This is a genomic window from Bacteroides luhongzhouii, from assembly GCF_009193295.2.
Classification (GTDB): Bacteria; Bacteroidota; Bacteroidia; order Bacteroidales; family Bacteroidaceae; genus Bacteroides; species Bacteroides luhongzhouii.
Window position 1 is genome coordinate 5,012,083 of record NZ_CP059973.1, and the last position, 20,816, is coordinate 5,032,898.

General features: G+C 41.0%; 18 protein-coding genes. 4 read left to right on the forward strand and 14 right to left on the reverse strand.

The window, feature by feature from the left end; translation table 11 throughout:
* Nucleotides 1–149 precede the first annotated feature (149 nt).
* The 8 genes from GD631_RS19120 to GD631_RS22290 form a co-directional block, all read right to left on the reverse strand.
* Nucleotides 150–866 (reverse strand): LytR/AlgR family response regulator transcription factor, encoded by a 717-nt coding sequence (locus tag GD631_RS19120; RefSeq protein WP_004314812.1) that lies wholly within the window; start codon nucleotides 864–866, stop codon nucleotides 150–152.
* Complete coding sequence (locus GD631_RS19125) at nucleotides 863–1,975, reverse strand: sensor histidine kinase (RefSeq protein WP_185911512.1); 1,113 nt, start codon at nucleotides 1,973–1,975, stop codon at nucleotides 863–865. Before GD631_RS19125 ends, GD631_RS19120 begins: the two co-directional genes overlap by 4 nt.
* Nucleotides 1,972–3,054 (reverse strand): sensor histidine kinase, encoded by a 1,083-nt coding sequence (locus GD631_RS19130; RefSeq protein ID WP_185911513.1) that lies wholly within the window; start codon nucleotides 3,052–3,054, stop codon nucleotides 1,972–1,974. Before GD631_RS19130 ends, GD631_RS19125 begins: the two co-directional genes overlap by 4 nt.
* A 57-nt stretch (nucleotides 3,055–3,111) precedes the next feature.
* On the reverse strand, nucleotides 3,112–5,589 hold the full coding sequence (locus GD631_RS19135; protein WP_143259556.1) for a TonB-dependent receptor: 2,478 nt from the start codon (nucleotides 5,587–5,589) through the stop codon (nucleotides 3,112–3,114).
* Nucleotides 5,590–5,781: 192 nt separating this feature from the next.
* On the reverse strand, nucleotides 5,782–6,324 hold the full coding sequence (locus tag GD631_RS19140; RefSeq protein WP_143259555.1) for a DUF2500 family protein: 543 nt from the start codon (nucleotides 6,322–6,324) through the stop codon (nucleotides 5,782–5,784).
* 33 nt (nucleotides 6,325–6,357) lie between these two features.
* Nucleotides 6,358–8,550 (reverse strand): glycosyltransferase, encoded by a 2,193-nt coding sequence (locus GD631_RS19145; RefSeq protein ID WP_143259554.1) that lies wholly within the window; start codon nucleotides 8,548–8,550, stop codon nucleotides 6,358–6,360.
* A complete protein-coding gene (locus GD631_RS19150; protein WP_143259553.1) occupies nucleotides 8,547–9,578 on the reverse strand; it encodes a glycoside hydrolase family 130 protein in 1,032 nt (343 codons plus the stop codon). Before GD631_RS19150 ends, GD631_RS19145 begins: the two co-directional genes overlap by 4 nt.
* Complete coding sequence (locus tag GD631_RS22290) at nucleotides 9,578–9,709, reverse strand: hypothetical protein (protein ID WP_255436210.1); 132 nt, start codon at nucleotides 9,707–9,709, stop codon at nucleotides 9,578–9,580. Before GD631_RS22290 ends, GD631_RS19150 begins: the two co-directional genes overlap by 1 nt.
* Before the next feature lie 518 nt (nucleotides 9,710–10,227).
* On the opposite strand from GD631_RS22290, the gene GD631_RS19155 reads away from it, so the two are divergent.
* Together GD631_RS19155 and GD631_RS19160 are read left to right on the forward strand one after the other, a co-directional pair.
* The gene (locus tag GD631_RS19155; protein WP_143259552.1) at nucleotides 10,228–11,253 is read left to right on the forward strand and encodes an AI-2E family transporter; all 1,026 of its coding nucleotides are present in this window, start codon (nucleotides 10,228–10,230) and stop codon (nucleotides 11,251–11,253) included.
* A 57-nt stretch (nucleotides 11,254–11,310) separates the two neighbouring features.
* Nucleotides 11,311–12,483 (forward strand): glycosyltransferase, encoded by a 1,173-nt coding sequence (locus tag GD631_RS19160; RefSeq protein ID WP_143259551.1) that lies wholly within the window; start codon nucleotides 11,311–11,313, stop codon nucleotides 12,481–12,483.
* 2 nt (nucleotides 12,484–12,485) lie between these two features.
* On the opposite strand, the gene rimI is transcribed toward GD631_RS19160, so the two are convergent.
* From rimI to GD631_RS19180, 4 genes are all read right to left on the reverse strand, one after another.
* Nucleotides 12,486–12,944: a ribosomal protein S18-alanine N-acetyltransferase gene (rimI, locus tag GD631_RS19165; RefSeq protein ID WP_143259550.1), complete on the reverse strand. Its 459-nt coding sequence runs from the start codon at nucleotides 12,942–12,944 to the stop codon at nucleotides 12,486–12,488.
* Nucleotides 12,944–14,410, reverse strand: a complete 1,467-nt coding sequence (locus GD631_RS19170; RefSeq protein ID WP_143259549.1) for a RimK family ATP-grasp domain-containing protein — start codon at nucleotides 14,408–14,410, stop codon at nucleotides 12,944–12,946. The genes rimI and GD631_RS19170 overlap by 1 nt, the downstream gene beginning before the upstream one ends.
* A gap of 130 nt (nucleotides 14,411–14,540) precedes the next feature.
* Nucleotides 14,541–15,785, reverse strand: coding sequence for an ABC transporter permease (locus GD631_RS19175; RefSeq protein WP_185911514.1), 1,245 nt, complete (start codon nucleotides 15,783–15,785; stop codon nucleotides 14,541–14,543).
* Nucleotides 15,786–15,789: 4 nt separating this feature from the next.
* Complete coding sequence (locus GD631_RS19180) at nucleotides 15,790–16,989, reverse strand: pyridoxal phosphate-dependent aminotransferase (protein WP_143259548.1); 1,200 nt, start codon at nucleotides 16,987–16,989, stop codon at nucleotides 15,790–15,792.
* Nucleotides 16,990–17,169: 180 nt separating this feature from the next.
* On the opposite strand from GD631_RS19180, the gene GD631_RS19185 reads away from it, so the two are divergent.
* Nucleotides 17,170–18,405: a fucose isomerase gene (locus tag GD631_RS19185; protein WP_143259547.1), complete on the forward strand. Its 1,236-nt coding sequence runs from the start codon at nucleotides 17,170–17,172 to the stop codon at nucleotides 18,403–18,405.
* Nucleotides 18,406–18,444: 39 nt separating this feature from the next.
* Here the strand turns inward: GD631_RS19185 and GD631_RS22295 are convergent, their stop codons facing one another.
* Nucleotides 18,445–18,570 (reverse strand): hypothetical protein, encoded by a 126-nt coding sequence (locus GD631_RS22295; protein WP_255436209.1) that lies wholly within the window; start codon nucleotides 18,568–18,570, stop codon nucleotides 18,445–18,447.
* Nucleotides 18,571–18,590: 20 nt separating this feature from the next.
* Nucleotides 18,591–20,375 (reverse strand): hypothetical protein, encoded by a 1,785-nt coding sequence (locus tag GD631_RS19190; RefSeq protein ID WP_143259546.1) that lies wholly within the window; start codon nucleotides 20,373–20,375, stop codon nucleotides 18,591–18,593.
* A 215-nt stretch (nucleotides 20,376–20,590) separates the two neighbouring features.
* Here GD631_RS19190 and GD631_RS19195 point away from each other — a divergent pair, with 215 nt between their 5' ends.
* Complete coding sequence (locus GD631_RS19195) at nucleotides 20,591–20,806, forward strand: hypothetical protein (protein WP_143259545.1); 216 nt, start codon at nucleotides 20,591–20,593, stop codon at nucleotides 20,804–20,806.
* Nucleotides 20,807–20,816 lie beyond the last annotated feature (10 nt).

A 20,816-nucleotide genomic window follows, 5' to 3' on the forward strand; every position in this document is an offset into this window, starting at 1 on the left:
AGATGGATAGAGGGCTGTTTATATATGCCAAATGATAAGAACAAACATATTTGCATATATTCGCACTTCACTTTATCTTCTTATTGCTGGAATTGGTATATTTCAAATTGAAAAAATGCAGAAACATTGAATAATACTACATCACGATCTCACACTCTTTGTTTCATCACAAACCCCTCAAAGAAGTCGTCGCGGTAACTATTACCGATAGCTATTTCATACGATTTTATGAATATATCATTATTGTCGAACGATTCGATGTGACCGGTATTGACAATATATGATTTATTCACCCGCAAGAAAGTAGATTTAGGTAATAAATCGAATATGGCTTTCAAACTCATACGGGTGATAATACGCTGATCGCTAAGTTGGATTATAACGTAATCTTTCAATCCTTCAATGAAGAGAATATCGGAGAAGTTGACTTTAAAATACCGGCGTTCTGCTTTCACAAAAAAATAGTCGGCAGTAACCACCGTTTCGATGGCTTCTTTCTCTTCTTTCAGTAACAAAGAATGGTAAGACAAAGCCTTATCCACAGCTTTTTGAAAACGCTCCGCTTCAACAGGCTTAATCAAATAATCTATCGCATCTACTTCATAACTGTCCAGTGCATATTCAGTGTAGGCTGTAGTGAAAATAACCAGCGTTTTCTTTGAAATCGTACGTGCAAACTCAATTCCTGTAATCCCTGGCATCTGAATGTCAAGAAAGACCAAATCAGTCACATGTTGCTCCATGAAATCGGAAGCTGTGGACGCACTATTAAAACTCCCGATTAATTGGAGGTTATTCGATTCTTCTATCAATAGCTTCATGGCTTCACGTGCCAATGGTTCATCGTCTACAATAATACAATTCATAATGTTATACTTAAAATTACAGTATATTTATTTTCATTCTCTATCTGCTTCAGTTCATACCGACCGGGATACAACAATCCCAATCTGCGTTGAATATTCACAAGTCCTATTCCTCCGACCTTCCCTTTACTAACGGCAACTTCCGGCGTGGAATTCTCGCATCGAAACTCTAATCTATCATTATCAACCTTAAAAAAAACGTGCACATACGAAGGATGCTCGCTGTCAAAACTATGCTTTACCGCATTCTCCACAAAAGGAATAAACAATAATGGCTGAATCCAAATGGAATCTGTCTCTTCTTGTTCCTCCATCGTAAACTGAAAATTATCACGACGAATCTTTTCCAGATTCAGATAATCATTTAAGAAACGGATATCCGATGCTAACGAGACTCTTTCTCGCGAGCTGTCATTTATCTGATAGCGCAGTAAATCTTCTAATTTGAAAAGCACTTTGGATGCTTCTTCCGGATTTCTCTTTATCAGGACATTGGCATTATTCAGCATATTAAAAAGAAAATGCGGATTAATCTGATTTTTAAGAAACTTCAATTCCGACTGTAAAGTAGTGGATTCCAGTTCGTCGATACGTAGATTATAACGTAGCCAATGCGTGAACAATGAGATAGCCGCAGAGCCTGCCATGACAAAGCCGATGGTCAGTATGCCTGAAAAAGCATTGATGAAAGTGGCAAAGCCATTGGGATCTTTTCCGGGCAGAATCACTTCAAAAAGCAAACCTTGGGTAACTGAAAGAAAAGTAACGACTGCTATATTTGTAATGATTGCCATCAACACATAACTACCCCAACGATTCTTCAACAGGAAATAAGGAACCAATACATACAGGTTTATATATATCACCATATTCATAGAGGCAAAATATGCCAGACATCCGCTCAATCGTCTCCCAAAGGAGACCGTTTGTAAAGGCTCATACCAAAGGACATTGATTGTTATCAAAACAACAACCAATTGCAGCAGCAAATGCCTGTATATCCGATAACGGGGACTCAATAGAAATGCAGTGACACTTTTATCATTCATGTTTCTGTTGTCATTGGTATTTTTATAAAAGTCATTACCATGATTCGTATTCATACTCACGACTCACCTCCTTTCAGTTCCAGCCATATACTGCCGACAGCCAATGACAATCTGTAACGGCTTCCATACAGAATATCCAACCTTTGTCTGATTCTTTCCAGCCCTTTATCGGACGACAAGAGATTTACTTCAGGACAAGCGCAGGTGAATGTAATTGTAGCCTTTTCCGCTTTCAAATGAGTTTTCAATGAAACAGGGGGCTGTATCTGTTGCTCGTCTATTGCTTTGACTATGTATTGCACAAAAGGAATGAAAAGCAAAGGCGGCACCAAGATTCTGTTCACTCCGCCTTCGGAAGTAAATTCATAGTTAAATTGTGATCGGGAGGTCTGTTCCAATGTCAGGTAATTAGTAAGAAATGTAATTTCGCTACTAAGCAAAACTTTGGCCCTATTGCAGTCATACAACTGATAGCGGAGAAGTTGGCTTAACTTCATTAACATTTTTGAAGCTTTTCCCGGCTCACTCAATGTTAATTCTCCCGATTGGTGCAATGTTTTAAAAAGAAGTTCAGGGCTGATCTGTTCTTTTAACCGCTCCACTTCAGAAACGACATGAGCTTTCTCCATTTGTGAAACACGCCGGTTGTTAATCATCCATTCCTTCAGAAGAACTGTCATCGTGCCTCCTATCATACACAGCGTAGATAACATAAAAGAAGAAATATAGTCCACTACCATATGCATCGACAAATAAGAACCTCGTGCATGGAGTTCCGGCCAATAGGAATATGCCATGTATTCTATTGACATCTGTATCAACAGAGCTACGATCATCGCAGCAGAAAGTAATGACAAATAGGTCAGATAATGTCTCTTCAGCAAATATTTTGGAAAGAGTTGGAAAAGATTCAGGTAAATAACCGCTATATAAGTGAGCAGGTAAAGAAAGGTAAATGTGTAAATCCATCCGCCCAATATATCCCTATAATCCAAAAAGATTATAAAGACCTGATTGAAAGAGATCGTCCCCAGCACCAGGATAAGTACCAAATACCGCATCCATCGCAGGTCCGGACTAACGAGAAATCTATATAAAAAGGTAGACTCACTACCTGTTGCAAGTGTTTCAGTTGTCATACGCTTTATTGGGGACGAAGATAAAACATTTTTCCGGTTAGACTCTATACCGTATCTCTAAAATTCAAGTTTATAACTCACATTCGTCAATACCGTAGAATTGTCGCTGACATCTATTTTTCCTGTTTTCACATTATATTCATGCCCGTAATGTTCTTTAGCAGCCGTAAAGTTAAGTCCTTTCACAGCAAATTCATGTGATACTTTTCGCTTGTTGATACGATAACTGACAGTATAGTTACCGATCAGCATAGGAGAATATTGTTTTGAGAAAGCTTTCGTTTCGTCATATTGCACTTCTTTATCCGGATGACTCATCGTTGCCTCCAAGTCAATCGGAGAATATCGATCACCGCCTTGCAAGGTTAATTTCAGGTTGATGCTAAGTATATTCTGTTTATTTCTTCCCAACATCCATTCTTTACCGATGAGTCCGTTTATCACATAATTACGGTTAAACTTCGCATTATACCACACACCATCCCCACCCCGGTAACGGGAATCAAACCAAGAACCCGAAATCATATAATAAAGTCCTTTCTCCAAAAAACGTTCGAGGGTAATGTCTATTCCCACATTGCGTCCTCTTCCTTTATTAATCAACGCATCTTCCACATAAAAATCAGAACGATTAAGCACAGAATAAGAACTATCCGCCATGACAGGAACATCATGCAGGAACTGGATATAAGGTTCTATCTTCAGATTCATGCGATCGGAAATCTTATAACCGAACGATAACATGATGTGCTGTGCTTTTGTAAAATCAAGGTCTTTATTGACGGATTCATTGCCTGTACTTTTCGTTTTAACAAAGTATACATCCATCTTTTCCATGCGACTGTACATTCCATAAGCCAACGCAAAGGTTGTTTTTGGAGTAGCTTGCCACTTCAGACCAACCCGTGGTTCTACAGACCATTTATTGTTCAGCGTCAGAAGTTGTCCATAGATTCCGGCATTAAGGGTCCAACGGTCGGTTAATCCCACTGATGAACTATTGTAGGCTGAAATCAGACTTGTATTACCTTTTCCTTGAGATACGATTTCCAGTGGTTCGGCTTCATAAGGAGCAATGGAAAGATCCATTTTGTAGAACATATTGGTATAGGTGACTCCTGTCTTATTGGTAAAACGGTTACTGAATTTACGATTAAAGGTAGTGGAAAATATCAGGTTGGTATATTTTGAACCAAGATCCATATATGGAGTAGACTCCATCGAATGGTTGAACAAGGTTGCTCCTCCGTCGAGTTGTGAATAGGTAGCCGCAATCGTGGTTTTCAATGACGCGTCATTGTTAAAGAAATAACGATGGCTGACACCTCCGGCTGCCATATATTGCTTGTCTCTTGATTCACTACGGTCGCCCCAATAATTCCACTTCTCTGTGTTCTTTTCAAAATCACTGGTGAACTTATCAATCAGACTTGTTCCCCAAACAGAGAAAGTTCCGGCTTTCTGTGTTGGAAAATTGAGTTTGAAGTTCAGGTCCTGATAGTCCATCTTCCCTCCTTCAAGATTCAGAAGTCCGGTCGTGGAATAACGGTAATTGAAAATATACGATGCTTTATGTTTCTTGCTCAAAGGACCTTCGGAAGCGACGTCGATCCCCATAATTCCCACTTGAATAGTATTTTCGTTCTTTTGGTTGTTGCCGTTACGCAATTTCATGTCAAATACTCCGGATACGGCATTTCCATATTCAGCTGGAAATGCTCCAGTGAAAAAATCAGAGTTCCCAAGCACCTGTGAACTTAGAGAGGAAAGGATTCCTCCACCCAATGTAGCGATGTCCGCAAAGTGATTCGGATTAGGAATTTCGACATCCTCCAGTCTCCATTGCAACAGATGAGGAGCATTGCCATGAATGGAAATACCGTTGGAAGAAACGCTGGGAGCCACCCCGGCAAAAGCGGAAACCAAACGTGCGGGATCATCAAACCCACCTGCATAACGGCTCGCTTCTTCTACGCTCAACATACGTGCTCCAGTGGTAGCCATCTTATTCATTGCTTCTTCTTTGTTGGTCCGCGCACGAATAATCACTTCGTTTAATTCGTTCACGCTTTCTTTCAAAGGTATTTCCAGATATATTTCCTTGGCGGAGGTCACCAGTATTTCTCTGAAAATGCCCGGTTCATATCCCATAAACGCAGCTTCTACGGTATGCCGACCGACAGGAACCTGTGGTATACTAAAACGCCCAAGACTGTCTGTTATCGTCCCCGCCCCCTCTTTTTCAGACAGCCTTACTGTTGCATACGGTATCGGATACTTCGAGTCTCCATCTATAACAATCCCCCGGATAGTCTGCACCGGACGTCCTTTACGCCCTGCTGTCTGGCTGAATGCTGTTACAGACACAAATAAAGCAACTACCAATAACAGCCATCCAACATTACGATATATTTTCCGGGAAAGTTCTTCATTTAGAACTTTTTCAAAGGTTTTGAGCACTGTCCCACATTCATCTAAAGAGACGCCCGACTGAATAGATATTTTCTCTAATAATCTAGTTTTATTCATCTTCATGATTTTATTCCGTTTTTATTTCGTCACGAAGATAAGGAAGGGATCAGCACTAAGCTTTCAAATGAGACGAACCTGTCCCGTTTGTAGACTAAATGCAAAATTGGCAAGATGAAAAATAAAAGAAAAAAAGAAGAATAAAAGTCACATCACTTTTAGAGGGTATAACCCATTCTAAAGGTGATGTGACTTTCATTAAAGTCCTTTGGTAATCACAGGCAACCCGAATAAGCCGTTTTGCAAAGTCAGAATCTTCGGCTGACCTGTCTTAGTCTTATTATAAGTAGAAAGAGATACATGCAATGTTGCTACATTCCCATTTTCAAAAGATACCTGCAAATAATATTCTTTACGGACCCCACCCGACACATAACGATGTCTGCCGACTTTACGAGTTTTCTTATACGTTTCCACATATTTTTTCTGTACCATGACTTTCTCTTCATGCGTGGAAGCAGAATCGGCAAACCAATAATTCCCGCCAAGAAACAGTACATAACTGATAGCACCGACACAAGCCAGATGGCAAAAACTATTAATAACTTTGCCATCCATTGTCGTCAGCCAAGTCCACCTTTTATAAAGGGGAATTGTTAGAATTGCTATTACAAAAGCCACTCCGACGGGTATCCACCAATCAACTAATGTATCTTCATAAACAACGTAACCGACGCCGCACGAAAAGATAAACACCAAAAGCATCAGTACACGAAGTACCTTAATAAAAATAGATTTCATAATATTGCAGTATATGTCTGCAAATATACGGAATTAGTCAGATAAAAGAGACAATCGCGCCATCAAATAGCAAACGGTAGATTCCGCTCCCTGATTTAAATTGATGTTATTTTCTTCCAGTCCGTCATAACAACCTCCAGTAGCCGGATTGTAAACAATCTGGTGTAAATGGTTATTTCCCAGAAACCAGTTGAAAGCATCTTTCTGCATACGAAGATATTTTTCCTCCTTAAAAAACTGATAAAAGGTTTTCAGAGCAATTACCATTCCCGCTACGTCCACGGGCTGTTCTCCAAATCCATGACTGCTCTTTCCTTTATGCATCCACCCCTGATTGGAAACCACCTGAATACGGTTTCCTACAAATACTTTCTTCAACAGAAATTCGAAAGATTCATAGGCTATTTTTTTATACTCCTCTCTGCCGATAGCCAAATGAGCCAATAACATAGCTTCCGGCAAGATAGCATTGTCATAAGTGAGATATGTCTCAAACCATCGCCAATTCACTTCTGCCGTTCGACGATATGTTTGAGCCAGTTTGTTAGCCAATAGCCAGATGCACGCATCGGTCTGCGCCGAAGGACATTCACGGCTATAATAGTAGAATCCTTTAATCATAAATGCAATGCTACGGGGAGACTCTATCCGGTCGAACCGTTGGAAGGTACGTTTGAGAACAGCTTCCGCCTCCTCTTTCCATGGAGCAGGGAAATGTTCGGCGCAAGAAATAAAATATCCCAAAGCACAAACAGCCCGTCCATTACTATCATCCAACCCCACTTCCTCGTTTTGCGAGGTGAATATTCCATCTTTATCTACATAATTCAAAAAAGAACCATCCGGCTGCTGACAGTAACGGATAAAATTCAGATAGGTCTTGACATATCGTTCTTTCACTTTTCCCTGTCCCGTAGCAACCATCTGACACATCGCCATTAACGCACGTGCCGTATCATCCAATGTATAGCCGGTGGAGCTATCCGGACGATTTCCTTTCGAAAATTGAATAATTCCCCACTGTCGACTCATGCGCCGGATATGATAGGTATCTATGGGAGGCAGAGAGTAAATCAGTTCGTCTTCTACCCTACCCGTTTTCTGGAAAAGATATGCATAGGCAATAGCCACATTCTCCCAAGCTGTAGCCGCTGTCTTCTGCAAACCAACCAATTTCATCTTAGTTCGTAGTTTTTCATCGGCAAGCAAATGATTGGCAGCTTCGGACAATTGCTTCGAATTCTTAAAATCAAAGATTATGCCGGAATCATCATTCAATAACTCCAATGCATGAGGAATAGGAGTAGCTATAATCGGACATCCACAACTTAACGCATAAACAAATGTACCGCTCACTGCCTGATTCGGGTCACTCGAAGTGAAAAGATACACATCCGTCAACTGTAAATAATCTAATAAAACAGAAAGTTCAAGATATTGATTGATAAAAAGCACATGTTCTTCCAAATGCAACTCCTTTATTTTCGCTTCCAACAGGCTACGATACTGCTCGCCTGCTACTTTCAACACTCCCGGATGCGTTTTGCCGAGAATAAGAAATATCACAGAAGGATTCGTCTTTACAATAGCCGGTAAGGCATCCAAAGTGGTCTCGATACTTTTGCCAGGACTAAGCAGACCAAAAGTAGAAAGCACACGTCTGCCCGAAAGATGATAAAAATCTTTTAGTTTGCTCTTATCTCTGAATGATACTAAATGGGTGCCATGAGGAATCACTGTAATTTTATCTTCATCTGCCTGATAATCCCGCAGGAGAATCTCCCGACAGTTTTGCGTCATCACTACTAAATTCGCACAGGTAGCCATCATTCTTCCCACACTCCGGTACAGAGCGGGGGAAGGTTGCGAAAGTACCGTATGAAAAACAAGAATCACAGGCTTGAGTAGTTGTTGCAACATTTGAAGAAAAGCTTCTTCCTGCGCTGCATATAACCCGAATTCGTGCTGTACAAGCACTTTTTTAACTTCTGAATTTTCATTCAATTGCCTGGTCAAAGTAGCATACGCAGAGATATCCGAAGTATCAAGAACATATTCCACATCTTCCGTATAGGTATGTTTTTCCGCATCGGACTCCACTGCACATATCTTTATAGAGTAAGAATCGCCAAACTTTGACAGGATAGCTCGGATCAAGTCCTGAGCAAAAGTGGCTATGCCACATTCACGAGGAGGATAGGTAGTAATGCATATTATTTTTCTCATTTGATTTGTTTTATTAATTCATCCAATAACTCTGTCAGTTGTACTGACACGCAAGCCACATATTTGTCGGCTGCTCCATAATAGATGTAGAGAGTGTCACCAAACAAGGCAGTGCCTGTAGGAAAACAAACCCTATTGACTACACCTGACAGTTCATATTCTACTGCAGGTGTGAACAACGGATAAGGCAAACGGGATATTTCAATTGCCGGATTGTCTATATCCAACAAAGCTGCACACGCAGAATAAACATAGCCGGAAGGAGTGTCATATACACTGTGATAAATCAACAACCACCCCGCTCTCGTCTCTATCGGAGGGCATCCGGCTCCGATATAGCTCGACTCGTGATCATGATAGGGTGCCAGCAGGATACGTTTTGCAAAATTCTGATAATATCTTTTCCAGAACTCTTTTGTCAGCATATCAAGACGTTCTACTGCCACGTACTGAATATCCGGACGGATACGATGCATAAAGTAGAACTTCCCATTGATTTTACGGGGAAAGAATACGATGTTCTTATCCATCATATAAAGCGGATGTCCTTTCTCATTAGTCGCTTCACGCTTATTTCCGGAGCGGAAATACTTACCGATAATGGCTTGTTGAGTACGAAGCAGTTCCTGGAATTGCGGATAGGTTATCTGGGAAGTAATGACGCCTTTCTTTTCAAAATGTCTCAAATCGGAAGAAACTGCTAAAGCCCCGACAGCACTATATCCATCATAGGCTGTATAAGTGAGGTAATAGAGATCTTCTATTTTCACAATTCGGGGATCTTCCACCCCTTGACATTCATAATCAAACTCGGAAACCAACAAGGGAAGCGTATCTCTTTCAACTACAGTCAAAGGACCTTCAAGCCGGCAATAACCAATCGATGAATAATTTCCTTCCCTTACTGCACGATAAAACATATGCACCGTATTTCCTTCGGCAATTACCGCCGGATTCATCACACCTTCGTTTTCAAACTCAAGTGAAGTACCTTCCAATATAACACCTTCTCTTTTTACATACACCATTATGTTTTAGGTATTATAATCATTCCTCTGTCACTCTTACTCTGCTTTTCTCTCTGATAATCAGTCAATACTTTAATCTTCTTGTCCGACTTATCTTTCTTTGCTTCTCTCTTTTTCTCTTGACCTTTCATAATTCATTCTTTTTGGGATAGTTTATACTCGGGGATAAAATAATAGACAGGATTTCCTTTCTTGCAAGTTACGGCATTAATCCCCGAAACTACGACAAACTTCTGATTATTATTCTTTTATAACAGTAAAGTACATTTATAGCAGTGAATGAAAAGTGGGAATCAAATGCTTTTTATGAAAAATCAAGAGGATAGTCAAACAGAGCAGAATATATAACATAAAAAAAGGCTATCTATCCCAGACAGCCAATCTTTGTTAACCTTAAATCTAATACTATGAAAAACACAGTACAAAGATACGGACTTTTCGGTCATCTCCAAATTTTCGGTTCAATGCAGCGTATCTTATAACATGGTTTAATAGAAACAATCAATCCGTTAACATTTAACATAAATCGATTGGATATTAACGAAGATCCACCCAATGAAACTAAACAATTTTTCATATCGTTATCTCACCATAGAACAAACCTTTCCTATACCTTGATTGTTTATCATATAAACGAATTTCACACGATATGAGCACCAAAGAACAATACTGGAAATATTCCCTCATTGTCATCATCCTATTTATAGGGATCATCATCTTCCGCCAAATCACTCCTTTCATGGGAGGATTATTGGGAGCACTCACTATCTATATTCTTGTACGTGGACAGATGAATCACCTGGTAGAGAAACGAAAACTAAAACGCAGCATAAGTGCTTTATTGATTACTGCAGAAACTATTTTTGTCTTCCTTATTCCTTTGGGACTGACCGTTTGGATGGTAGTAAATAAGTTACAGGATATTAATCTGGATCCACAGACATATATCGCACCGCTCCAACAAGTAGCCGAATTAATCAAGGAGAAAACAGGATACGATGTATTAGGAAAAGACACGCTGGCATTCATTGTCTCCATACTTCCCCGCATCGGACAGATCATAATGGAAAGCATCAGCAGTCTTGCCATCAACTTATTCGTCATGATCTTTGTGCTTTACTTCATGTTGATCGGAGGAAAAAAGATGGAGGCTTATGTCAATGATATTCTGCCATTTAGCGAAGCCAACACACAAGAAGTCATTCATAAAATCAATATGATTGTCCGCTCCAATGCCATCGGTATTCCTCTGCTGGCTATCATTCAGGGAGGAGTCGCCACGATAGGTTATCTTCTTTTCGGAGCACCCAACATCTTATTATTAGGATTCCTGACCTGCTTTGCAACCATTATTCCGATGGTGGGCACTGCATTGGTATGGTTTCCCGTAGCCGCTTATCTGGCCATAAGCGGAGACTGGTTCAACGCAATCGGGATTGCCGCTTACGGAGCCATCGTCGTATCACAGTCAGATAACCTGATCCGGTTTATTCTCCAGAAGAAAATGGCAGATACACATCCGCTTATCACCATTTTCGGGGTAGTCATCGGTCTGCCGTTATTTGGGTTTATGGGAGTGATCTTCGGTCCGTTGTTGCTTTCATTATTCTTTCTTTTTGTAGATATGTTTAAGAAAGAATATCTGGACTCACGAAATAACCTCCCGTCGAGATAACAGAACTACCGAAAAAATGTGTACTTTTGCCGTTGTAAAAAACGACACTAAAATTTGATGGAAACATTTACATTCAATACTGTCGAACTGATTCTTTTATCAGCGACAGGCATTCTTTTTGTCATTCAGCTCATTTATTATTTTGGCCTGTATAATCGGATACATGTCCATAATAAAGCTGTACGCAAAGAAGAGGTACATTTTTCACGAGAACTGCCTCCACTTTCCGTAATTCTCTGCGCACGCAACGAGGCTGAAAACCTGCGTAAAATCCTACCAGCTATTCTGGAACAGGATTATCCGCAGTTTGAGGTGATTGTCATCAACGATGCTTCCACAGATGAAACCGAGGATATACTGGGAATGATGGAAGAAAAATATCCTCATCTTTACCATAGTTTTACCCCTGAAAGCGCACGTTATATCAGTCATAAAAAGCTGGCCTTAACATTAGGCATTAAAGCCAGTAAACATGATTGGCTGGTATTTACAGAGACAAACTGTATGCCGGCAAGTAACCAGTGGTTAAAGTTAATGGCACGCAATTTCACTCCGCAGACTCAAATTGTATTGGGGTATAGCGGTTATGACCGTACAAAAGGATGGCTGCACAAACGTACCGCATTTGATACTTTATTCCAATCTTTGCGTTATCTGGGACTCGCTTTAGCCGGAAAACCATATATAGGTATCGGACGTAACTTAGCTTACCGGAAAGAGTTGTTTTTCCAACAAAAAGGATTCTCCAAATATCTGAACCTGCAACGTGGAGAGGATGATCTATTCATCAACCAGCTGGCAACTCCTTCAAATACCCGCGTTGAAACAGACATCAACGCCACTACACGGATATGTCCTGTGTATCGCTACAAAGAATGGAAAGAAGAAAAAGTAAGCTATATGGCTACTGCAAGATATTACCAGGGGACGCAACGGTATCTTTTAGGATTTGAGACTTTCTCCCGTCTGTTATTCTACGCTGCTTGTATAGCAGGCATCACATTGGGAGTTCTCAACTTACACTGGTTGGCCGCAGGCATTGCACTATTAATTTGGTTGCTACGCTTCATCCTACAAGCTGTCATCATCAATCAAACAGCTAAAGAAATGGGAGGAGACCGGAAATACTATTTCTCATTACCGGTATTCGACCTTCTCCAACCGATACAATCACTGAATTTCAAGATCTGCCGTTTCTTTCGAGGAAAAGGAGATTTCATGAGAAGATAAATTTATTGAATCAATCGTTGCATGTAAATAGCATCCGAACCATCATGATAATAGCATGGCTTTATTCCTACCGGAATAAAGCCATTTTTCATATATAGCGCAATAGCGGCAGTGTTCGTAACCTTCACTTCCAAAGTAATTTTGGCAGCCTTACATTCACCAGCTGTCCGAATCGTTTGGTCCATCAATGCCTGTCCCAATCCTTTCCCTCTGAAATCCGGATGGACAGCTATCGAATATATCCTTAAATAACGAGTTCCCCTATGGAATAACAAGGAGACATAAGCGATCACCCTATCCCCTTCCATCATCACATAGAAAGTTCCTTTCGAGCGGCTTATCAGATAAGCAAACTGATCTTTCGAAAAGCTATCTTCCCGAAAACATTCCCATTCTATTTCCAAAATAGCAGGAATATCACTTTGCTGTGCTTTACGAACAAATAGACCCGGCTCCATCATCAATAATGTTTCGCCTCCAACACCTGTTCAAAGTGATTCAGTAACCGGTAATACATTTCATCACCGATGATAGCATCCTCCAACCCGTGATCGATACTCGGATTATCATTAATCTCAATAACATATGCTTTATCATCTACCATTTTCAGGTCGACTCCATACAATCCCTTTCCGATCAGATTCGCAGCTTTAACGGCTGTATCCAACACCACACGAGGCACCTGATAAATAGGAATCGTATCCACCAGTCCGCAACGACTTCTGCCCGAATCATAGTGGCAGTAAATTTGCCAATGTCCTTTTGCCATATAATATTTGCAGGCATATAGCGGCACCCCATTCAACAAGCCGACACGCCAGTCAAACTCCGTAGGAGTAAATGCCTGCGCCAATAAGATAGCCGACTTCTCAAACAGCATCTTCAGACTTGCTTGCAGTTCCTCCTCATTCGAAACTTTTTTCATACCAATAGAATAAGACCCATCCGGTATCTTCAGAATAAAAGGAGCCCCCACCTGTTCGCTGATCTGCTCAAATGAATGATCGTTTGACTGAAAAATCAGCGTTGACTTTGGAGCAGAAATCTTTTCCTTCTCAAAAAGTTCTTTCAGGTACACCTTATTCGTACACCGGATAATAGAAAGCGGATCGTCAATAACGGCCATTCCGTTTTGTGCAGCCAATTGCGACAAATGGAATGTATAATGATTCAATGATGTCGTTGTACGAATGAACAAGGCATCAAATTCAAGCAAACGAATGGCATCATCTTCCGTAATCATTTCCACATGAATATTCATCTTCTTGGCAACTTCGACCAATTTATGCAAAGCTCCTTTGTTGCTGGGTGGAAACTTTTCCTGCGGATCAACCAATACAGCCAAACTATAACGGGAAGCTTTTGCCGACTTAGGCGCACGCCATATTTTCTTGTTAAAGTTATCCAATGTATTGGCAAAGAAATCCTGCTCTTCATCATTGAGCCGATTCAAAGGAAGAAAATGAATACTTTCGATCTGATTTCTAGGATGAGTATTCAAAGCCACCCTCAACAATGGACAAGGGTAATTCTCAAAAATAAACCGGGCAACCCGTTCCAAACCTTTCTCTCTACATTTACCGAAATAGATGTTCAGATACCAAATGTCGTCTTTGACATTATTCTTCTGTATCCACTGGTAACAAAGGGCTTGCAGACTGCGCTCCATCCGCACCCCCGTTCCGGCCTCCATTTTGTTGATGATATCAACATCCGGAATGACTTTCTGTCCTCTCGTTTGGGCTAGCAGCGAACAGTAATACCCTTCAGAGTTATAACTGTAATCATTGCTAAGATTAATAACTAACTTCCGGTCTTTCTCCACCGGCTTGTTTTTCAGATAGTCGGAAACAGTCAGGACACTACTTGTCTCATAATACGGTTTCCAGTCATCCAGATTATCCAACAGAATTAACACATTATTCATAATGGTTAAAAATTAAACCTATAAGAGGATATTAAGTAAATTGGGCGCAAATATAGACATATTATTCACTCCACATCACGCAATGGACCAAATTATTTTTGCAGTAAAAATCAGATAGAAAAAAAGAGGATTATTCGTATCTCATGGAGCTTGCCGGATTGATCTTAGTGATCAGAAATGAAGGACCAATCAGCATTAATACAGATGCAAACAAAGTGCCGAGATTAATCAAACCGAAAAGTAATACATTAAAGGAAACCGGAACAGTATCCACATAGTAAGTCTCCGGATCAAGTTTAAACAGTCCGAACTGTGACTGAAGAATGCAGAAAGCCAAACCAATGACATTGCCCCAAATCATGCCTTTACCAATCAAAAAGACTGCAAACCAAAGAAAGGTTCTACGAATCGTGAAATTGTTGGCTCCCAATGCTTTTAAAATCCCAATCATATTGGTACGTTCGATGATGATTATCAACAGACCGGAAATCATAGTAAAACCAGCCACCCCTATCATCAGAAACAGGATGACCCATACATTCAAATCCAATAAGTCGAGCCAGGCAAAGATTTGAGGATTCAGTTGTTCGATATTACGCACATAATACACGCCTCCCAGGTCATCTTGCCTGTTATCAATGTCAGTTGCGATCCCATAGGTTATATCTTCCAGTTGATCATAATCTTTCACCTGTAATTCCACACCGGTCACCTGTTCCGGTTGCCAACCATTCAAGCGATTCACCAGATTAAGATCCGTCAGTAAAAAGAGGTTGTCGTATTCGGAGAAGTTCGTCTGATAAATTCCGGCAATCGTCAGACGACGAGCACGAATATCATCCTGTATATAATAGGTATATATCTTATCCCCCAGTTTCAACTTCATTTTAGTTGCCAACGCTTTCGAGATAAGCACTTGATTGGTAGAAACAGAATCACTGAAAACAGGAATCTCCCCTTCCACCAAATACTCTTTTATAAAACGGGGGTCAAATTCCGGACCTACACCTTTCAACACCATTCCCTGAAAAGCGTCATCGGTCTTAATCATACCCATTTTGGTAGAGAAACGCTGCACATGACTTATCTCCGGATAATCAGCAAGAGCAGTCATCATACTGTCTCCTACCACAATCGGATGGGTTTCGTAAGAACTGACCGCATCCAGATTAGTTATCTGGATATGCGACCCGAACCCTATAACTTTATTTCTCACCTCACTTTTAAATCCGATTACTACCGCCACCGCAATAATCATCACAGCCAGCCCAATAGCAATACCCGCCATGGCAATGAGGACCGCAGGACGTGACACCTGCTTTCCGCCATCGCTTTCACGATAGATACGCCGGGCTATGAAAAGTGATAGAGACATTTGATTATTCTGTTCTTCCCGGATATGCTTCCAAAGCCTTCTGCAAGACAAAAAGCGCACGGGTCAAATCTTCTTTCTTCAATACGTACGCAATACGAACCTGATTGATGCCGGAACCCGGAGTGGTATAGAAACCGGATGCCGGAGCCATGAATACCGTCTGACCTTCATATTCAAAATCAGAAAGACACCATGCACAGAACTTATCGGAATCATCAACAGGAAGTTTCGCTACTGTATAGAAAGCTCCCATCGGAATAGGTGAATAAACACCGGGAATACGGTTTAAACCGTCAATCAGGCATTTACGACGCTCAACGTATTCATCATACGTCTCACGATAATATTCTTCCGGAGCATCTAAAGAAGCCTCTGCGGCAATCTGTCCAATCAATGGAGGACTTAGGCGTGCCTGGCAGAATTTCATGACAGCATCACGTATTTCTTTGTTTTTGGTAATCAACGCACCGATGCGGATACCACATTCTGAATAACGTTTGGATACGGAGTCAATCAGTACGACATTATTCTCAATTCCTTCCAGATGGCAGGCAGAGATATAAGGAGATCCCGTATATATAAACTCACGATATACTTCATCGGAAAAAAGAAACAAATCGTACTTCTTCACCAAGTCACGAATCTGATTCATTTCACGACGAGTATACAAATAACCGGTCGGATTATTCGGATTACAAATCAGGATTGCTTTGGTACGTTCATTAATCAGTTCTTCAAACTTTTCTACTTTCGGAAGGGAAAAGCCTTCTTCAATGGTCGTAGCAATAGTGCGAATCTTTGCTCCGGCAGAGATGGCAAATGCCATATAGTTAGCGTATGCAGGTTCCGGAACGATGATTTCATCTCCCGGATTCAGACAAGAAAGAAAGGAAAAAAGTACGGCTTCCGAACCTCCCGATGTAATGATTATATCATCTGCAGTCAGATTGATATTAAACTTTGCATAATATCCCACTAATTTCTCGCGATAGCTACGATAACCGGCACTGGGACTATATTCCAGCACTTTACGATCAATATTGCGTATCGCGTCAATCGCGGCCTGAGGAGTGGGCAGATCAGGCTGTCCGATGTTCAGGTGAAACACATGGACTCCACGTTGCTTGGCAGCATCTGCCAAAGGAGCCAGCTTTCTGATAGGAGATGCAGGCATCTCGTTTCCGCGAATGGATATGGTTGGCATAATTTTAACTACAAATTACTAATTACTATTTACTTTTTCTACTTGGAGCTGCAAATGTACGCAATAATTTGAATACAGAGACATAAAAACTTTAAAAACCTTAGCAAGGTTAAAATCGTTATGGTAATTTGAAAAGAAAGCTATACATTTGTCATATAGAAAACTTAAAACAATATCATAATGACCATACACCTTATCTCATTCGCCTCAATCCTTCACAAACAATCCTCGCTAAGAGGCTCGCACGAAGCTATTTTAAGCGAGATTGAAAAATATTATACTGTAAAGCTGGTCGACTATCAAGATATGGACAAGCTTAATAGTGATGATTTCAAAATCATTTTCATCGCTACCGGCGGGGTGGAAAGACTGGTCATACAGCATTTCGAAAACCTTCCCCGCCCTGCCATTTTACTGGCGGACGGCATGCAGAACTCCCTTGCAGCTGCATTGGAAATCTCTACCTGGCTGCGGGGACGTGGAATGAAAAGTGAGATTCTACATGGTGAACTACCAGCCATTATCCTGCGTATCCATACACTTTATAATAATTTCCGGGCACAACGTTCCTTATTCGGCAAACGTATCGGAGTCATCGGAAGTCCTTCTTCTTGGTTAGTGGCCAGTAACGTGGACTACTTGCTGGCTAAGCGCCGTTGGGGAATTGAATATGTAGATATTCCATTGGAACGGATTTATGATCATTTTCAACAAATCACAGATGACCAGGTAGGAGCGTCATGCGCGGCTGTTGCTTCTCAAGCTCTTGCCTGTCGCGAAGGGACTCCCGAAGATTTAATCAAATCAATGCGACTATACCGGGCTATAAAAAAGGTATGTCAGGAAGAAAATCTGGAAGCACTGACATTAAGCTGTTTTAAACTGATTGAACAAATCGACACTACCGGATGCGTGGCATTATCTTTATTGAATGATGACGGGATAATAGCAGGTTGTGAAGGAGATCTCCAGTCTGTATTTACGCTATTAGCAGTTAAAGCACTTACGGGTAAAGACGGATTTATGGCAAATCCTTCCATGATCAATACCCGTACCAATGAACTGATATTGGCACATTGCACCGTAGGACTCAAACAAACGGAAAGATATATTATCCGAAATCATTTTGAAACAGAAAAAGGAATTGCCATACAAGGGTTACTTCCGACGGGAGATGTAACGATCATAAAATGTGGCGGTGAATGTTTGGATGAATATTACTTATCTACAGGAACATTAACTGAAAATACCAATTATATTAATATGTGCCGTACACAAATACGCATCCGTATGAATACTCCAACAGAGTATTTCCTGAAAAATCCGTTGGGAAATCATCATATTATGGTTCATGGAAATTATGAAGATACGTTGAATGAGTTTTTCCAGGCGAATGCTTGTAAGAGAACGGAATAAAGGTCTCTATCAAAAACAAAAGCTGTTTAATCTGAGATATTACAATTCATACCCGAGCGGACCGTTATAGGGTTCGCCCGTTTGTTTCCAGCGAATATATTGGGCATGTATGACTTCAATGTCCGAATCCTCTTTGTCTTCTTCCAAACTCTGGTAATATTCCAAATACTTATCCTCATTTTCGCTCACCAAACAAGCGACGAGCAGATTGGGGTACTTGAGCAAGCAGCTATCAGTTTGGCACCAAGGCTGTTTTCAGGAAGTACACCGTGATCTTCTTCATACCTGATCCTGAACAGTAAATCTATCAATGGAAAGTCGGCATAAGGGTCGGCTGTGGGATGCTGGCTGATAATACCGATGCATTCCTCATACCGACCGTTCAACCAACATAAGTGGAACAGGTTCATTTCGATAGTTTCGCTATCTTCTGCCTGATGCTTCACATATTCATAGGCCTTTTCGATGAGCATCGATAGTTGAGGTGCATTCGCCTCTTCCCAATAGGTGCGAAACTCTTCGGAGGTTACACTCCAAAGCCCATACTGATTGGAGGAAATGAGGAAACGGCCCATACCCTGACGGAGAGAGATACATGCATAAAGACTGTATCCAGTGATGCGGCTCACATCTTCATCGGTCCATCCAAATCGGGCGAACGAATAGAGTGCAAACACGTGTTCTACCAATTCGGCAGAATATACAGCTTTCAATTTCTCAATCCACCGCTGATGCACACTAGCGATACTGTTTCCCAACGAACCGATGAACTCTACCAGATAAGCGTTTATCTGCTCTTCTTTGTCAAGTTCATTACGCGAACGAATGGAAACGAAGTCTTCGCCCGTGAGGCGTTCTATGATGATGAGCACTTGCGATAACCAACGGGGATTGCTTGACTCTCTGCGCTTAAGCAAGGCTTCTTTCACTACCTTCCGCTGCCCTTGAAGCATCTGATGGATGGTATCGGCATCCATGCCCCCCAACTCGAACAAATAACCTTTCGATAGCAATAGTTGGTAGCTTTCGTTTTTCGTATCATCCATTCCGTTGACGGTAGATATTTCAATCATGCCTAACTTTTGCGCCTGATAGAGGGTGAGGTCCAGCTCCAAGTTGTTATCTACAAAGAGTACAAACCTGTAACCTTGAGTAATCACTTGAGACACCAAGTAAAGGAATTCCTCACTGAGAGCATCCAAATTATGTCGCATGGCATCCAATGCCTGCATGTCGGGCTGCCCTATTCGCTGTCTGAGTAGATAGCAAAAACGATAGAGAGCAGCTTCCCTCTGACGGGCAGCCGATGAAACTTCACAACTGTGAAAGATGGCAAACACAGCAGGGTCGGCTTGTGTCTGCACATAACTTTGAGCTATCAAACTGCTACCACCGATACCCGTTTGGGTGATGCTGATACACAAGGATTTACCCTGACTGATATTATCGGCTATGCGTTGCAACTCTTGCTTCCTGCCCACAAATGTTTTGGTAAGCGTATCCACAAATTCATCTTGCTCCAGATTCATGAGCTGTACCTCAGAAAGTGGAGCCACATCCGAAATATGATACTCTTGTTTGATTTTATCCGTCAGGCTATGCACCACTTTTTGCGCCCATTGCATCAGTAGTTGAGGAGAATCAAGCGCAGTATAGGTATATAGGCTTTCTGCCGGTACATTATTCCTCAAAAATTGTTTGAACAAGGCTAGCGGAGAATCTGTCGGTTGCCCACCGTCAGACTCACGTATATAGATGAGTGCAGCCCGACGCGAATGCTGGTTCTGGTGGAATACACCTTTTAAGAATTCAAAGTAAGTAACGCTTTTCTCAGAGGGTAATTCTCCTGACATCATAATATCAGATAAATTGTGCTCATACTCGGCAACAAGCGATTGTGGGGGGACCCAACCATAACGGTCACCTATCAGCCCAATGAAAAAAGGAGCACACTCCTCTATCTCCTTCATGCAGACCTGCAGTATCTGCCGTTCACGTTCATCAATTAAAACTAGTTTAAATAGAATTCATATGACACTATGTATGCACCAATAAAACAAAAGTAGGCATTTTCTTTGATAGCCATTAGAGTTTAGCTGTTTTTCTATTATTTCACACAGATGTACACTATTATTTCATTAATAAGCAGTATTTTTGTCTGTCAAACCATTATCACCTTCTAATTATGATAGGAGAAATTTCATGTGCTATAAATAGAGTTGAAGAGCAAATAGAACAGCTCTTTGACGAAAAAGAGGAGTTTATCATGACCAATGAAGATGCGCTACCTAGAAGTATGTATCTGAAGAAATTGGCTGAAATTGATTCACGAATAGACAAGCTAAAGAAAACGTTGATTTCGTTAAATGAAGAGAAACAAGAGATCCTGAATATGGAATAACTTATAATGG

What these genes read in the sequence shown, in the direction of transcription:
- GD631_RS19155 (WP_143259552.1), top strand. Translation starts at nt 10,228, where the DNA reads ATGAGCACCAAAGAACAATACTGGAAATATTCCCTCATTGTCATCATC.
- rimI (WP_143259550.1), bottom strand. Translation starts at nt 12,944, where the DNA reads ATGATGGAGCCGGGTCTATTTGTTCGTAAAGCACAGCAAAGTGATATT.
- GD631_RS19160 (WP_143259551.1), top strand. Translation starts at nt 11,311, where the DNA reads ATGGAAACATTTACATTCAATACTGTCGAACTGATTCTTTTATCAGCG.
- GD631_RS19185 (WP_143259547.1), top strand. Translation starts at nt 17,170, where the DNA reads ATGACCATACACCTTATCTCATTCGCCTCAATCCTTCACAAACAATCC.
- GD631_RS19130 (WP_185911513.1), bottom strand. Translation starts at nt 3,054, where the DNA reads ATGACAACTGAAACACTTGCAACAGGTAGTGAGTCTACCTTTTTATAT.
- GD631_RS19190 (WP_143259546.1), bottom strand. Translation starts at nt 20,375, where the DNA reads ATGAAGGAGATAGAGGAGTGTGCTCCTTTTTTCATTGGGCTGATAGGT.
- GD631_RS19140 (WP_143259555.1), bottom strand. Translation starts at nt 6,324, where the DNA reads ATGAAATCTATTTTTATTAAGGTACTTCGTGTACTGATGCTTTTGGTG.
- GD631_RS19195 (WP_143259545.1), top strand. Translation starts at nt 20,591, where the DNA reads ATGATAGGAGAAATTTCATGTGCTATAAATAGAGTTGAAGAGCAAATA.
- GD631_RS19145 (WP_143259554.1), bottom strand. Translation starts at nt 8,550, where the DNA reads ATGAGAAAAATAATATGCATTACTACCTATCCTCCTCGTGAATGTGGC.
- GD631_RS22290 (WP_255436210.1), bottom strand. Translation starts at nt 9,709, where the DNA reads ATGAAAGGTCAAGAGAAAAAGAGAGAAGCAAAGAAAGATAAGTCGGAC.
- GD631_RS19120 (WP_004314812.1), bottom strand. Translation starts at nt 866, where the DNA reads ATGAATTGTATTATTGTAGACGATGAACCATTGGCACGTGAAGCCATG.
- GD631_RS19170 (WP_143259549.1), bottom strand. Translation starts at nt 14,410, where the DNA reads ATGAATAATGTGTTAATTCTGTTGGATAATCTGGATGACTGGAAACCG.
- GD631_RS19180 (WP_143259548.1), bottom strand. Translation starts at nt 16,989, where the DNA reads ATGCCAACCATATCCATTCGCGGAAACGAGATGCCTGCATCTCCTATC.
- GD631_RS19150 (WP_143259553.1), bottom strand. Translation starts at nt 9,578, where the DNA reads ATGGTGTATGTAAAAAGAGAAGGTGTTATATTGGAAGGTACTTCACTT.
- GD631_RS19135 (WP_143259556.1), bottom strand. Translation starts at nt 5,589, where the DNA reads ATGAAGATGAATAAAACTAGATTATTAGAGAAAATATCTATTCAGTCG.
- GD631_RS19175 (WP_185911514.1), bottom strand. Translation starts at nt 15,785, where the DNA reads ATGTCTCTATCACTTTTCATAGCCCGGCGTATCTATCGTGAAAGCGAT.